Origin of the sequence: Streptomyces sp. NPDC048590 (assembly GCF_043199535.1) — a bacterium.
In the GTDB taxonomy this organism is placed as follows: domain Bacteria; phylum Actinomycetota; class Actinomycetes; order Streptomycetales; family Streptomycetaceae; genus Streptomyces.
This window is the reverse complement of the sequence record NZ_JBICWC010000005.1, coordinates 85,340-99,246: the sequence shown is the minus strand read 5'-3', so window position 1 is coordinate 99,246 and position 13,907 is coordinate 85,340. Positions and strand designations below refer to the sequence as shown.

General features: G+C 71.2%; 11 protein-coding genes. 7 read left to right on the top strand and 4 right to left on the bottom strand.

Features of this window, described 5'->3' with window-relative positions:
• The first annotated feature begins 29 nt into the window (after positions 1-29).
• Entirely contained in the window at positions 30-2,426 is a 2,397-nt protein-coding gene (gene treY, locus ACGFNN_RS16330) for a malto-oligosyltrehalose synthase (protein ID WP_393556386.1), read from the top strand.
• Positions 2,427-2,435: 9 nt separating this feature from the next.
• Here treY and ACGFNN_RS16325 read toward each other — a convergent pair whose 3' ends face one another.
• Positions 2,436-3,095 carry a TetR/AcrR family transcriptional regulator gene (locus ACGFNN_RS16325; protein WP_393556385.1) on the bottom strand — a complete coding sequence of 220 codons (660 nt, stop codon included), beginning with the start codon at positions 3,093-3,095 and terminating at the stop codon, positions 2,436-2,438.
• Positions 3,096-3,437: 342 nt separating this feature from the next.
• Here ACGFNN_RS16325 and ACGFNN_RS16320 point away from each other — a divergent pair, with 342 nt between their 5' ends.
• Entirely contained in the window at positions 3,438-5,327 is a 1,890-nt protein-coding gene (locus tag ACGFNN_RS16320; RefSeq protein WP_393556384.1) for an RICIN domain-containing protein, read from the top strand.
• Between the two features lie 137 nt (positions 5,328-5,464).
• Here ACGFNN_RS16320 and ACGFNN_RS16315 read toward each other — a convergent pair whose 3' ends face one another.
• The gene (locus tag ACGFNN_RS16315; RefSeq protein WP_393556382.1) at positions 5,465-6,031 is read right to left on the bottom strand and encodes an FHA domain-containing protein; all 567 of its coding nucleotides are present in this window, start codon (positions 6,029-6,031) and stop codon (positions 5,465-5,467) included.
• 157 nt (positions 6,032-6,188) lie between these two features.
• Here ACGFNN_RS16315 and ACGFNN_RS16310 point away from each other — a divergent pair, with 157 nt between their 5' ends.
• On the top strand, positions 6,189-7,148 hold the full coding sequence (locus ACGFNN_RS16310; protein WP_393556380.1) for a GNAT family N-acetyltransferase: 960 nt from the start codon (positions 6,189-6,191) through the stop codon (positions 7,146-7,148).
• Positions 7,149-7,162: 14 nt separating this feature from the next.
• Here the strand turns inward: ACGFNN_RS16310 and ACGFNN_RS16305 are convergent, their stop codons facing one another.
• On the bottom strand, positions 7,163-8,557 hold the full coding sequence (locus ACGFNN_RS16305; protein ID WP_393556378.1) for a GH1 family beta-glucosidase: 1,395 nt from the start codon (positions 8,555-8,557) through the stop codon (positions 7,163-7,165).
• Between the two features lie 203 nt (positions 8,558-8,760).
• Between ACGFNN_RS16305 and treZ the strand changes: the two genes are divergently transcribed.
• From treZ to ACGFNN_RS16290, 3 genes are all read left to right on the top strand, one after another.
• Positions 8,761-10,521, top strand: a complete 1,761-nt coding sequence (gene treZ / locus ACGFNN_RS16300; protein WP_393556376.1) for a malto-oligosyltrehalose trehalohydrolase — start codon at positions 8,761-8,763, stop codon at positions 10,519-10,521.
• A gap of 193 nt (positions 10,522-10,714) precedes the next feature.
• Positions 10,715-11,488, top strand: coding sequence for an SDR family NAD(P)-dependent oxidoreductase (locus tag ACGFNN_RS16295; RefSeq protein WP_393556374.1), 774 nt, complete (start codon positions 10,715-10,717; stop codon positions 11,486-11,488).
• Between the two features lie 142 nt (positions 11,489-11,630).
• The gene (locus ACGFNN_RS16290) at positions 11,631-12,647 is read left to right on the top strand and encodes an aldo/keto reductase (RefSeq protein WP_393556372.1); all 1,017 of its coding nucleotides are present in this window, start codon (positions 11,631-11,633) and stop codon (positions 12,645-12,647) included.
• 162 nt (positions 12,648-12,809) lie between these two features.
• Here the strand turns inward: ACGFNN_RS16290 and ACGFNN_RS16285 are convergent, their stop codons facing one another.
• On the bottom strand, positions 12,810-13,004 hold the full coding sequence (locus ACGFNN_RS16285; protein WP_393556371.1) for a hypothetical protein: 195 nt from the start codon (positions 13,002-13,004) through the stop codon (positions 12,810-12,812).
• A 92-nt stretch (positions 13,005-13,096) separates the two neighbouring features.
• On the opposite strand from ACGFNN_RS16285, the gene ACGFNN_RS16280 reads away from it, so the two are divergent.
• Positions 13,097-13,693, top strand: coding sequence for a chloramphenicol phosphotransferase CPT family protein (locus tag ACGFNN_RS16280; protein ID WP_393556369.1), 597 nt, complete (start codon positions 13,097-13,099; stop codon positions 13,691-13,693).
• The last annotated feature ends 214 nt before the right edge of the window (positions 13,694-13,907 follow it).

The window sequence follows — 13,907 nt, the reverse complement described above, 5'->3', positions numbered from 1 at the left end:
GAGCCGTCCGGCTGGGTACGTACGAACCCATGACGCCCACCGCCACGTACCGGCTGCAGCTGCAGCCGGACTTCCCGTTCGCCGCCGCCGCGGACGCCGTGCCGTATCTCGCCGAGATCGGCGTCTCCCATCTGCACCTGTCCCCCGTCCTGGAGGCCGTACCCGGATCGGGGCACGGATACGACGTCGTCGACCACCACACGGTGCGCGCCGAGTTCGGGGGCGAGGAGGGCCTGCGGTCACTGGCCCGTACGGCGCACGCCCATGGTCTCGGGCTGATCCTGGACATCGTCCCCAACCACATGGCCGCGGCTCCACGCCACAACCACCCGCTGTGGGAGGTCCTGCGCGAGGGCCCCGCGTCCCCGTACGCCCGCTGGTTCGACATCGACTGGGCGGCGGGGGGCGGGAAGGTGCTGCTGCCCGTCCTGGCCGGGCGCGCCGGTGAGAAGAGCACCCGCATCGAGACCGGTGCCCGCGACGACGGCACTCCGGTCCTCCGCCACGGCGACCTGGAGTTCCCGCTGCGGGAGGGCACCGCAGGCCTGCCCCTGCCGGAGCTCCTCGCCGCCCAGTACTACCGGCTGGCTTGGTGGCGGCTGGCCAGGACGGAGCTGAACTACCGCCGGTTCTTCACGATCTCCGACCTGATCGCCGTCCGGGTGGAGCATCCCGAGGTGTTCGCCGGTACGCACGGCAAGATCCTCGAGCTGGTGCGTGACGGGGTGGTCGACGGGCTGCGCATCGACCACCCGGACGGGCTGGCGGACCCGGGCGCGTATCTCGGCCGGCTGAGCGAGGCCACGGACGGTAGGTGGACCGTGGTGGAGAAGATCCTCACCGGTCCCGAGGTGCTGCCCGCCGACTGGGCGGTCGCGGGGACTACCGGCTACGACGCGCTGCACCGGATCGACGGCCTGTTCACCGACCCGGTGGGCGCCGCGGACCTGCTGGACCGCTACCGCGACTTCGCGGGTCCTCCGGGGGACCGGGGCGGCTACTGGACGGCGACGGTCCGCCGTGCCGCGTACCGGGTCGTCACCCATGAGCTGGCCGCCGAGACGGAGTGGCTGACCCGTCTGGCGACCGAGGTCTGCGCGGGGGACCCGGCCCTGCACGACCACGCTCCGTGGGCGCTGCACACCGCGGTGCGCGAGCTGCTGGTCCGGGTGCCGGTCTACCGGCCGTACGTCACGGCGGGCGGTCCGCTCACGGAGATCGCCGAGGCGGCACTGCCCGCCGAGGCGGTCCGGGACGCCAAGGCGGTGTTCTCGGTACCGCAGGAGGCCGAGGCCGTCGACGTGGTGCGGGATCTGGCGCTGGGGCGCCTCGGCGACGGGCCGGCGCACTCGGCGTTCTGCGCCCGGTTCGCGCAGACGGCGTCCGCCCTGCACGCGAAGTCGGTCGAGGACACGGCGTTCTACCGGTACGTCCCGCTGATCTCCGCGACGGAGGTGGGCGGCGACCCCGGGCGTCCGGCGGTGAGCCCGGAGGAGTTCCACGCCTTCTGCGCCCGTATCGCCCGGGACTGGCCGGCCACCGGCACGGTGCTGACCACCCATGACACCAAGCGCAGCGGGGACGTGCGGGCGCGGATCGCGCTCCTGTCCGAGTGCCCCGAGCGCTGGTCGTCGCTGGTGGCGCAGCTGACCGGGGTGGTGTCCGTGCCGGCTCCGGACCCTCAGCTCGCCTGGCAGTCCTGGCAGTCGGCGTACGGCTGCGCGGGACTGCCGGCCGGTGAGCTGGCGGACCGGCTGGAACCCGCGCTGCTGAAGTCGGTTCGCGAGGCGGGTCTCTTCACCAGCTGGACCGAACCCGACCCGGTGTACGAGCGGGCTGTCTCCGGCTTCGTGGCAGCCGGTCCGGGCAGCGACACGGGTGAGGCACGGGCGATGCTGTCCGGTTTCGCGAAGACTCTCACCCCGTTCGTCCGGGCCAATGTGCTGGGCGCGGCGCTGGTGCACCTGACGATGCCCGGGATCCCCGATCTGTATCAGGGGACCGAGCGGGAGTTCATCGCTCTGGTCGACCCGGACAACCGCCGGCCGTTCGCCCGGCCGTCCGGGGGCGACGACGAGAAGGCGGCGCTGACGACGGCCGCGCTGCGGCTGCGCCGCGAACGTCCTGAGGTCTTCGGCGAGTCGGGCACCTACGCGCCGCTGGCCGCGGACGGACCGGCGGCGTCGCACTGCCTGGCCTTCTCCCGGTCCGGCGAGGTCGTCACGGCGGTGACCCGGCTGTCGCTGCGGCTGGAGGAGGAGGGCGGCTGGCGGGACACCGGGCTGGCCCTGCCCGACGACGGCCCCTGGACCGATCTCCTCTCTCCGGGGAAGGAGTTCAGCGGTGGCTCGGTCGCGGTGGCGGAGCTGTTCGCGGACCGGCCGGTGGCGCTCCTCGTCCGGTCCGGGGCCGTCCCGGTCGGGTGAGGGGCCGGCTCAGCGCCCCGCCGCGGGACCGTGGGTGCGGGGCGCGAGCGTGGCCAGCAGCGAGTTGACCACGAGGTCGGTGGAGGCGGCCATGTCCACGGCCTCCGGGGACAGGAGCCACTGCACCTGGAGGCCGTCCATCACGGCGATGATGGCGTTGGCCGCGGTCTCGGCCTGTTCCGCTCGCTCCGGGGGCAGGTCGCAGGCCTCGCGCAGGGCGTCGGCGACGAAGGTCCGCAGTCCGGTGTAGCGGTCGCGGAAGTAGTCCTGGGCGGGGTGGCTCTCGGTGACCGATTCGGCCGAGAGCACCGCGTACAGCCGGACGATGCCCTCCCGTTCGGCGTTGCGCAGGGCGGTGTCCACCAGGTGGCGGAGGAAATCGAGGCCCTGCGGGCGGTCGGTTCCCAGCTGCTCGATGTCCGTCTGGTCCCGGAGTTCCAGGACGCTGGTGAGCAGCAGCGCCTTGGAGCGGAAGTAGTGCAGGACGCCCGCCTGGGTGAGGCCCGCCTGCTCCGCGATCTCGGCGAGCGAGGCGTTGTTGTAGCCGCGGGCGCCGAAGGTGTCCATCGCGATGTGCAGAATGCGCTGCTGCTTCTCCTTGGCCTCCGCACTGCGCGGGGTACGGGGACGGGCCTTGTGACCGGATGTGCGTGCTGAAGGGTTGCTCACCCGCGCAGCCTAAGGGCTGCCCCGTACGCGAAGACCGGGCGCGGCGGCTGTGCTGCTGCCCGAGCGGTGATCGCGGTCCATCACGTCACCACCAATGTGACCTGCATCACTTACTAACCACTCAGTGAGTGTGCTTTCATATCGGCGCGCCACGCGAACTGCTATACCGACAGCGCAACTTGGCCGTCGGCAGGAACCAGCACAACGGCCCGACGCGAGACCGGCGAGCCACCGGCCCGTGCGCCCCACCCCTTCAGGTAAGCCACCGCCCCGCCCGCAGGAACACCGCCGCGGCGGATTCGGCGGCACACCCGCACCGGTACCAACCGAAGGAGCCGCACCATGTCATCACCCGGATCCGCCCACCGCGGACGGTCGAGAGTCACAGCCGCCGTCCTGGCCCTGGCCGCCGCCACCCTCGGCCTGTCCGGCGCGGGCGCCGCGCAGGCCGCCGACCCGACGGCACAGGTGTGGATCACCACACCTGACGGCAGCAGGAAGCTGGCCGCCGACGGCACCGTCCCGTTCACCGCCACACCGCAGCCCGTCGACATACGCATCGACAGCGGCAGCAAGGGCCAGAAGTTCACCGGGGCCGGCGCCTCGGTGACCGGGGCCTCGGCCCACCTTGTCCAGAGCCTTCCGCAGGCGAGGCGCGATGAGTTGATGCGGTCGCTCTTCTCCACCACGGACGGCATCGGTCTCAACTATCTGCGCCAGCCGCTCGGGGATTCCGACTTCAACGCCGCCGGTGGCTTCCACAGCTACGAGGACACCCGAGGGTCCTTCTCGATCGCCCGCGACAGGGCCGAGATCCTCCCGGTGCTGAAGCAGGCCACTGCGATCAACCCCGCCATCCGGTTCATGGGCTCCCCCTGGTCCCCGCCCGCCTGGATGAAGACGAACAACTCGTTGATCGGCGGCAGCCTGAAGCCGGAGAACCACCAGGACTACGCCGACTACCTGGTCAAGGCCATCCGGGCGTACGGGCAGGAGGGCATCGCTCTCACGGATCTCACCGTGCAGAACGAACCGGAGTTCGCGGCGAGCTACCCCTCGATGACCATGTCCTCCTCGCAGCAGGCGGAGTTCTTCAAGGTGCTCGACCGCACCCTCACCGCGGCCGGCCTGCCCACCGGCCTGCTGGCCTACGACCACAACTGGGACCATCCCAACTACCCGGTCGAGGTCTTCGGCGGGACTCAGGGCATCGCCCGGGTGATCGGCGCGGCCTTCCACTGCTACGGCGGCGCGCCCTCGGCCCAGCAGCAGGTGGTGAACGCGGGCAAGCGCGTCTTCTTCACCGAGTGCTCGGGCACCGACAGCGCGAATCCGGCCACGACCTTCGCCGACACCCTGCGGTGGCACGCGGAGAACCTGGTCGTGCAGAACATGCGCAACGGCGGCGAGACCGTCATCAACTGGAACCTGGCGCTGGACCAGAACGGCGGCCCCCACCAGGGCGGTTGCGGCACCCGGTGCAACGGGGTCGTCGAGATCGCGAACGGTACGGTCACCCGCAACGCCGAGTACTACGTCCTCGGCCACGTCACCAAGTTCGTCAAGGCCGGAGCCACCCGTATCGGCTCGACCAGCCAGGGGGCCGGCGGAGTGCAGAACGTGGCCTTCCAGAACCCGGACGGCAGCAGGGCGGCCTACGTGGTGAACACGGCCGCCTCCGCGCAGCGGTTCTCCCTGACGGACAACGGAAAGTCACTCGCCTACACCTTGCCCGCCGGCGCGGTCGCCACCTTCGTCTGGGACGGCACCGGCACCCAGCAGCCCTCAGGCCCCATCGACCCGGCCGCCTGGTACCAGGTGAGGAACGCAAACAGCGGCGCCTGCCTGGACGCCGCCGACTGGGGCACGGGCGACGGCACCGCGCTCCAGCAGTGGGCGTGCGGTACGGGAGCCAACCAGAGCTGGCAGTTCCGCCCCACCGACGGCGGCAACTACCAGGTCGTCAACCGGCACAACGGCAAGGTCTGGGATGTCGACGGTGGTGCCGGTGCGACCGGCGACGGCACCAAGGTCCACCTGTGGTCGTACACGGGCGGAAGCAACCAGCAGTGGAGGCCCGAGACGGTCGGAACCGGTGGACAGTACCGCTTCGCCGCCCGTCACAGCGGCAAGTGCCTGACGGTGAACGCCTCTTCCACGGCGAACGGCGCGCAGCTCTCGCAGCGGCCGTGCGACGGCTCCGCGGCCCAGGCGTTCACCCTCACCGGATGACGCCGTCCGCTTCTTCCTGAGGCTTCGTCAGGGAGGGGTTCCCCGGATCGCGCGTTCCCAGGGCCGCTGCGGAAGCGCCTGCTCCGGTGGTCCGGGCTCTGCCCGGGCCACCGGGCAGAGCCCGGACCAGCACCGGATCAGGGCGGGGGTGCGGGGAGCGAAGCGGTGAGCTGGAAGGCCACCCGGCCGAAGCTCACCTGGTCGCCGTCGCTGACGACGACCGCCCCGACGACCCGCTGACCGTTGACACACGTCCCGTTCGTCGAGCCGAGGTCACGCAGCACCCACCGGTTCCCGTGCGCGGTCAGTTCGGCGTGCATCCGGGACACCGTCTCGTGGCTGAGCCGCAGTCCGTTGCCGGGGTCGCGGCCGATCCGCAGCGGGTGCGGGCCGGGGAGCGGCAGCATCAGCTTCGGCAGGCGTTCGGACTGCCATGCCCTGCGGACGCGCGCCGGGAAGGCGGACACCCCGCCGACGGCGCGGATGAGTCCGCGGGACCACCGCCCCCCGCTCTCCAGGTCCGAGGTCAGCGCCTTGAGTTCGTCGGAACGCCGGGCGGCCAGGGCCAGCTCCATGCGGCGCAGAAAGGTGTCGTGCGAGAGCTTTCCCTGCGCGGCGCCGTCTCTGAGCACACCGAGGACGCGGTCGCGCTCGGCGTCCGAGAGCCGCGCGGGCTGCGTGTAGTGCTCGAAGGAGGACGTCACGCCACGATTGTCGGGTGGCGACGGCCGGGGTGTCCAGACAATGCGGCATTTCCGGCTCCCTGACCTGCGCGGCAGCGCCGAAAATGCCCCGCGCGGACCGCCGTCCCGTTGTTAGAGTCACGCCCGGCCGCCAGGGCCCACCCTTCAAGGAGACTGTGTGACCTTCGCACCGCCCGCAACGACCGTCCGCCCGCTCTCCGGACCGGATGAACTCCCCCTGTTCCAGCGCCTGCCGTACGTACTCGACCACGAGCTGGCCGACGACCTCGCCACCGGCAGGCGCCGTCCCGAGTGGATGTGGGTGGCCCTGCGCGGCGACCGTCTCCTCGGCCGTATCGCCTGGTGGACGGGGCAGCCCGGTTCCGCGCCTCAGGCTCTGGACTTCTTCGACCTGGACGACACCCTTCCGGTGGCGGAACGGGAGCGTGTCGGGCAGCAGTTGCTGGAGACCGCGGTCGCTTCCGTGGTTCCGGCCGGCTCGCCGAGGCCGGAGTACGGGCGATACGTCCCGCCGGACTGGCGGGAGGACCCGGCGGCGCGCGACGCGGTGGAGACGCGGATACGCGTGATGGAGGCGAGCGGCGCCCGGATGCTCGTCGAGCGGCTGCGCCTGGAGTGGCGCGAGGGGACGCCCGTACCCGCGGACGCCGGGCGGCTCCGCTTCCGCCCGGTCGCCGGCCGCGAGGATCTCCTCGCCCTGATGACCCCGGTGATGGAGGGCACGCTGGACGCCCACGGACAGGACGACCTGGCCTCCGGCCTCAGTGCGCGCGAGGCGGCCCAGAAGCACTACGACGAGGACTTCGCGGGCCTCTCCACACCGCGGGAGTGGTGGCGGATCGCCGAGCTTCCCGACGGCTCGCCGGTGGGCTTCGTCGTCCCCGCCCGCAACAACTACCACCCGATGATCTCCTACATCGGGGTCCTTCCCGAGCACCGCGGGCACGGCTACATCGACGACATCCTGGCCGAGGGCACCCGGGTCCTGGCGGCTCAGGGCGTCGACCGGATCCGGGCGGCGACCGATCTCGGCAACGTCCCGATGGCCCGGTCGTTCGAACGGCTGGGCTACGTGAACTTCGAGCGGGCGTTCAACATGGTGTGGGACCGGCCCTGAGCCCGGTCGTCACCTCACCCGGCGGCACGTCCTCGCGGTGCGAGCGCCTCCCCGTCCGCGCCGCCCGTGCGCTGGGCGCGGATCACGTCGCGGTACCAGGCGTAGGACTCCTTCGGGGTGCGCCGCAGCGTCTCGTAGTCGATGTGGACCAGCCCGAACCGCTTGCTGGCGCCCTCTGTCCACTCCACGTTGTCGGTGAGTGACCAGGTGAAGTAGCCCCTTACGTCGACGCCCGCGTCGATGGCCGTGCGGAGCGCCTCCAGGTGGCCCTCCAGGAACGCGATCCGGCGGCCGTCGGCGACGGGCTCGTCGACGGCGCAGCCGTTCTCGGTGATGTAGACCGGCGGAAGCCGGTCGCCGAAGCGGTCACGCAACTGGCCGAGGGTCTCGGCCAGTCCCTGCGGGACGACGGGCCAGCCGAAGTCGGTGGTGTCGTAGCCCTCGATCTCCCGGATGCCGAAGGGGAGCCCCGGAGGCATCGGGTAGCCGGAGAAGGATTCGAGGGCATCGGGCCTGGGCGCCCCGACGAGAGTCGGGTTGTAGTAGTTGACGCCGTACCAGTCGAGCGGCGCGGAGATGACCTTGAGGTCGTCCTCGACGGGCCCCGGCATCAGTGCGGCGAAGCCTTCGTCGGGGTAGCGGCCGGTGAGGACGGGGTCGGCGAACAGCCAGTTGGTCAGGGTGTCGTAGATCTCCGCTCCCGCCCGGTCCTCCTCGGTGTCCCCCGCGGTCCACACGGGCGAGTGGGAGAGCGCGAGACCGATGTTGCCGGCGCCGGCGGCGCGCAGCGCCCGTACGGCGAGCCCGTGGGCGAGGAGCTGGTGGTGGGCTGCCGGCAGGGCGTCGAACAGCAGGGCGCGGCCGGGGGCGTGCTGGCCGAGCGCGTAACCGAGCATCGTCACCTCGGCCGGTTCGTTGATGGTGATCCACATGGGGACCCGGTCAGCGAGGCGTTCGGCGACGATCCCCGCGTACTCGGCGAAGCGGTAGGCGGTGTCCCGGTTGAGCCAGCCGCCCGCCTCGTCCAGCGGAAGCGGGGTGTCCCAGTGGTAGAGCGTGGGGGCCGGGGTGATGCCGTGGGCGCAGAGCTCGTCGACCAGCCGGTCGTAGAAGTCCAGCCCCGCCGGGTTGAGCGAACCGCTGCCGCCGGGTACCACCCGGGGCCAGCTGATGGAGAAACGGAAGGCGTCCGCACCGAGTCCGGCGAGCAGCGCGACATCCTCACGGTAGTGCTCGTGGAAGCCGGTGCCGCGCGTGGTGTCCGTACCGTCCTTGATCCTGCCCGGCTGCGCGGCGAAGGCGTCCCAGCCGGAGGGCCCCTTGCCGTCGGCGTCGAAGGCGCCTTCGGTCTGGAAAGCGGAGGCGGAAGCCCCCCAGAGGAAGCCGGGTGGGAAGGGCGGCACGGTCATCTCGGCCTCCAGCAGCCGTAAGAGGGACCTTGTATGACTGCCCGGGTTCCATGCGAATGAGCAGAACCCGGCAGGGCAATGATCAGGACCAGACCCTAATCGCCACATGCGGGCTCGCTCCAGTGTCCTGGGGCCGTGCGTGCGAATTCCACCGATCATGGGGCCTCCGGTGAGGCGTCAGGTTCATGGACGAGGAGTGCTGGATGCAGTTCGAGGTGTGGGCCCCCGAGTCCGGTTCGGTCGTGCTGTGCACGGCGTCCGGGCGCCGGGAGATGGAGCGCGACGCCCTGCGCGCCGGCTGGTGGACCACGGAGGCCGAGGCGGTGGACGGCGACCTCTACGGCTTCTCGCTCGACGACGGCCCGGTGCTCCCCGACCCGCGCTCCCGCCGGCAGCCCGAGGGGCCGGACGGCCGCAGCGCGGTCGTCGACCACGAGGCGTACGTCTGGCGCACCCCGTGGGCGGGGCGGGGGCTGCCGGGCGCCGTCCTGTACGAACTGCACGTCGGCACCTTCACCCCGGAGGGCACCTTCGACGCCGCCGCCGAGCGCTTGGCCCACCTGGCCGACCTGGGGGTCACCCATGTGGAGCTGATGCCCGTCTGCCCCTTCCCCGGAACCCACGGGTGGGGGTACGAGGGGGTGTCGTTGTGGGCGGTGCACGAGCCCTACGGCGGCCCGGCAGGGCTGAAGCGTTTCGTCGACGCGGCACACGGCCTGGGTCTCGCGGTCCTGCTCGACGTGGTCCACAACCACCTCGGCCCCTCGGGCAATTACCTCCCCGCCTTCGGCCCGTACTTCACCGACACCCACCACACGCCCTGGGGCTCGGCCGTCAATCTCGACGCGCCCGGCTCCGACGAGGTGCGCGCCTACCTGCTGGACAGCGCGCTCGCGTGGCTGCGTGACTACCGGCTGGACGGTCTGCGTCTGGACGCCGTCCACGCGCTGGCGGACGGCAGGGCGCTGACCTTCCTGGAGGAGCTCTCCACCGCCGTGGACGCCCTGGCCTCGGAGCTCGGCCGGCCGCTGGGGCTCATCGCCGAGTCCGACCTGTGCGATCCGCGCACCACCACCCCGCGGACCGAGGGCGGCATCGGGCTGCACGCGCAGTGGAACGACGACTTCCACCATGCGCTGCACACCGTGCTCACCGGCGAGTCCCAGGGCTACTACGCCGACTTCGCCAAGGCCCCGCTGCGCGGCCTGGCCAAGACCGTGACCAAGGCGTTCTTCCACGACGGTACTTACTCCAGCTTCCGGGGCCGCACCCACGGGCGTCCCGTGGACCCCGCCCGGACTCCGGCGCACCGCTTCGTCGGCTACGCGCAGACCCACGACCAGATCGGTAACCGCGCTCAGGGCGACCGTCTCGCCGCCGGTCTCTCCCCCGGTCTCCAGGCCTGCGCCGCGGCCCTCGTGCTCACCGCTCCGTTCACCCCGATGCTCTTCATGGGCGAGGAGTGGGGCGCCGCCACCCCCTGGCAGTTCTTCACCGACCACACCGACCCGGATCTCGCGCGGGCCGTACGCGAGGGCAGGCGGCGGGAGTTCGGGGCGCACGGATGGGCCGAGGAGGACATCCCCGATCCTCAGGACCCGGCAACCCGGAACCGCTCCTGCCTCGACTGGGAGGAGTCCGGGCGCGCCCCGCACAGCAGGCTGCTGGCGTGGTACCGCGAGCTGATCGCCCTGCGCCACGCCCTGCCGGACCTGTCCGATCCGGATCTGGGCTCGGTGAAGGCCGCGTACGACGAGGAAGCGCGCTGGATCGCCTTCCGCAGGGGTGATCTGCGGGTCGCGGTCAACCTGTCCGAGAAGCCCGCGGCGATCCCCCTCGGTGCCGGCCGGCACCGAGGGGGCGGCGACCGCGTCCTCGCCGCCTGGGAGCCGGTCGAGGCCCCGGGATCGGACGGGGTGCTCCACCTCCCCGGTGAGTCATGCGTGGTCCTGGCGGACCAGTGAGCTCGACAACGGCTGTTCGTCCTGAGGTTCTGTTCACGGGACTGGACGGACGACCTGGGGCGAAGCGTCGGGTGTCGAGCATGTCTGTGCGGATCGCGGCTCCGACCTCCCGGTGAGGAGCCTGCCGCACCGCCCGTTGACGCCGACGACCGGGAGTCGTACCGTGCGGCGGGCAGATATGTGACCGACGTTCATGAACGAGGACTGGGGTGGGGTCGTGGGGCAGCGCAAGGTCGTGGTGTCGGGTGGCGGTACGGGGATCGGGCGGGCGGTGGCCGAGGTCTTCGCGGCGGACGGCGACCACGTCGTCCTCATCGGGCGGCGCGAGGAGCCCCTGGAGAAGGCCGCCGGAGAGCTCGACGCCGCCCATGGTGCGGGGACGGCATCCTGGGTCGCCGCCGATCTGAGCGATCCTGGCCAGGTCCGCAGAGCCGTGGAGTTCTGCACCGCGGGCGGCACGCAGGTCGACGTGGTCGTCGCCAACGCCGGCGGCAACGTCGCACCTGCCCACGACGGCACCCTCGAAGGCATCGCGGACAGCTTCCGCCGCAACTTCGAGGCCAACGTGCTCACCGCCGTGCTGCTCACCGAAGGGCTGCTGCCGCACATCACCCGGCCCGGCGGCCGCATCATCCAGATGTCGTCCATCGCCGCACTGCGCGGCCCCGGTTCGTACGGCGGCTCCAAGGCCACCGTCAACACCTACACCGTCGACCTGGCGCAGAAGCTCGGCCCGCAGGGCATCACCGTGAACGCGGTCGCCCCGGGCTTCGTCGCCGACACCGAGTTCTTCGGTGACCGGGCCACGCCCGAGTTCGTGGCCGCCCGTACCAAGCAGTCGCTGACCGGCCAGGCGGGCCTGCCCTCGGACATCGCCGCCGCGGTGCGCTATCTGGCATCACCTGAAGCGGCTTACACGACGGCCCAAATCGTGCACGTGAACGGGGGTGCGGCGCTGGGGCGTTGACGGCGTCATCGGGGCCGGCCGCCCGGCGGACAACCGGCCCCGCGATCCGCGAATCAAGATGGATGGTCCTCAATTCCCTTGTCTTCGTGTGCACTTCAACGCTTAAGGTCCGGACCAAGGACCAGCACACAGGGGGGACCCCATGAAGCAGCGATTCCTCGGCCGGTCGGGGCTGCGCGTCAGCGAGCTCTGCCTCGGCACCATGACCTTCGGCCAGGACACCGACGAGGCCGACGCGCACCGCGTCCTGGACACATTCACCGAGGCGGGCGGGACGTTCATCGACACCGCCGACGTCTACCAGCGCGGGGTCTCGGAGGAGATCATCGGCCGCTGGCTCAAGGGGCGTCGGCGCGACGAACTGGTCATCGCCACCAAGGTGTTCGGGACGATGGGCGAGGCTCCGAACGCCGGTGGCCTGAGCCGCAAGCACATCGTGCGGGCCGTCGAGGACAGCCTGCGGCGCCTCGGCACGGACCACATCGACCTGTACCAGACGCATGTGTGGGACGCGACCACCCCTCTGGAGGAGACCCTCGCCACGCTCGACACCCTGGTCAAGGCCGGCAAGGTGCGCTACCTCGGCGCGAGCAACCTCTCCGCCTCCCAGCTCCAGCGTGCCCAGGACCTGGCGCGCCGGGAGGGCTGGGAGCCCTATGTCAGCCTCCAGCCGCTCTACAACCTGCTGGCCCGCGAGGTGGAGTGGGAGCTTGCCCCGGTCAGCCTCGCGGAGGGCGTCGGCATCATCCCGTGGAGCCCGCTCCAGGGCGGCTGGCTGACCGGCAAGTACCGGCGTGGGATGACGGCGCCGGAGCCCGGCACCCGGGAGGCCCGCTACCAGGAGGAGCTGGGCCGCGAGGCATGGCGGGAGCGGGACAACGAGGAGACCTGGCGGGTCGTCGACGCCGTCGTGGCGGTCGCCGACGAGGCCGGCCGCACACCCGCACAGGTCGCCCTGCGCTGGCTGCTGGGCCGCCCCGGTGTCACGGCGCCGATCGTCGGCGCCCGTACACCGGAGCAACTGACGGACAGTCTGGGCGCCGCCGGCTGGGAGCTGACGGCGGAGCAGACCGCCCGGCTGGACACGGCGAGCGAGCGCCCGCTGCCTTACCCGTACGACGTGCTGCACCGGTTCCGCGACCGGGAGCCGCAGGGCTGAGGCGGGAGCCAGGTGGTGCGATCGGCGGCGATCGCGTCACCGTGTCCGTTGCCGCCCGGGTGGGAACGGGTTCGTCCGTTCCCACCCGGCGCCACTCGCGGCGCTCGTTCCCTTCCGTATCGATGAGTGGGCATCACGCTGCCGCATGATCCACGAGGCGTCTCAGTGGTTCACGACCATCACCACGTACACGCCCGCCACAACGGCCACGGCGCCCAGTACCAGCAGGGCGACCAGCGCGCAGCCGATTGCGGCTGTCACCCCCGTGATCGACGCCCAGCCGAACCGCGTCGCCCGCGCGGCCCGTTGACATGCTTCGACGTACTCACCGTCGTCGTCCCAACCGCGATCAGTCATGGTCACCCCGGCGGGAACCTATCACTCGGCCGCACGGGCGCGGCCGGGCCCGGTCCCGGCCTTGAGGAGCGTTTCCATGTGACCATGCCGATATGAGAACTGGTCGGATCATCTTCCTCAATGGCACCTCCAGTTCCGGGAAGTCGAGCATCGCCCGGGAGCTTCTGGACATCCTGGACGACGGCGTCTTCTCCCACCTGGCGGTCGACAGCTTCATCTCGATGCGCAGCAGGCGGGAGCTTGAGGCGGAGGAGCTCGACGCCGCGCTGCGGCGGACCAGGATGGGATTCCACCGCTCGATTGCGGCCATGGCCGAGGTGGGCAACGACATCGTGATCGACCATGTGCTGAGCGAACCGTGGCGACTGCTCGACTGCCTGACGGTACTGCCGCCCGAAGACGTACTGTTTGTCGGCGTCCGCTGCCCGCTGGACGAGCTGTCCCGCCGCGAGCTGGTCCGGGGCGACCGCCCGCCGGGCCTCGCGGCGCACCAATACGACCTGGTCCACGCCCATGGCGACTACGACATGGAGTGCGACACCGGCGCGGCAAGCCCACGCGAATGCGCACGGCGCATCATGGAACTCCTCGCGCACCGTCCCAGCCCCACCGCCTTCACCCGTCTCCGACAACGCTATCTGACGGACGGCCAAGAACCGTCGACGGCGAAACGCAGCCTCTTAGGCTAGAGCCGAACGCGCTCACGCCACGCTGGACTTCTGCAGAAGCCAGGTGCAGTAAGAATCCTGAGCCATGCCGGTCTCACCGCAACTGGCAAACCCGCAACTCAACGCGAGATCCACAGCAACTTCGCTCCGACAGGACAGTGCCACTGCCAGTTCCTTGCATTGTCTGCGACCATCGGCACGACGTTGTCCAACTCGCCGCCCCGGACCTCATCTT

What these genes read in the sequence shown, in the direction of transcription:
- treY (WP_393556386.1), top strand. Translation starts at nt 30, where the DNA reads ATGACGCCCACCGCCACGTACCGGCTGCAGCTGCAGCCGGACTTCCCG.
- ACGFNN_RS16320 (WP_393556384.1), top strand. Translation starts at nt 3,438, where the DNA reads ATGTCATCACCCGGATCCGCCCACCGCGGACGGTCGAGAGTCACAGCC.
- ACGFNN_RS16305 (WP_393556378.1), bottom strand. Translation starts at nt 8,557, where the DNA reads ATGACCGTGCCGCCCTTCCCACCCGGCTTCCTCTGGGGGGCTTCCGCC.
- treZ (WP_393556376.1), top strand. Translation starts at nt 8,761, where the DNA reads ATGCAGTTCGAGGTGTGGGCCCCCGAGTCCGGTTCGGTCGTGCTGTGC.
- ACGFNN_RS16295 (WP_393556374.1), top strand. Translation starts at nt 10,715, where the DNA reads ATGAACGAGGACTGGGGTGGGGTCGTGGGGCAGCGCAAGGTCGTGGTG.
- ACGFNN_RS16290 (WP_393556372.1), top strand. Translation starts at nt 11,631, where the DNA reads ATGAAGCAGCGATTCCTCGGCCGGTCGGGGCTGCGCGTCAGCGAGCTC.
- ACGFNN_RS16285 (WP_393556371.1), bottom strand. Translation starts at nt 13,004, where the DNA reads ATGACTGATCGCGGTTGGGACGACGACGGTGAGTACGTCGAAGCATGT.
- ACGFNN_RS16280 (WP_393556369.1), top strand. Translation starts at nt 13,097, where the DNA reads ATGAGAACTGGTCGGATCATCTTCCTCAATGGCACCTCCAGTTCCGGG.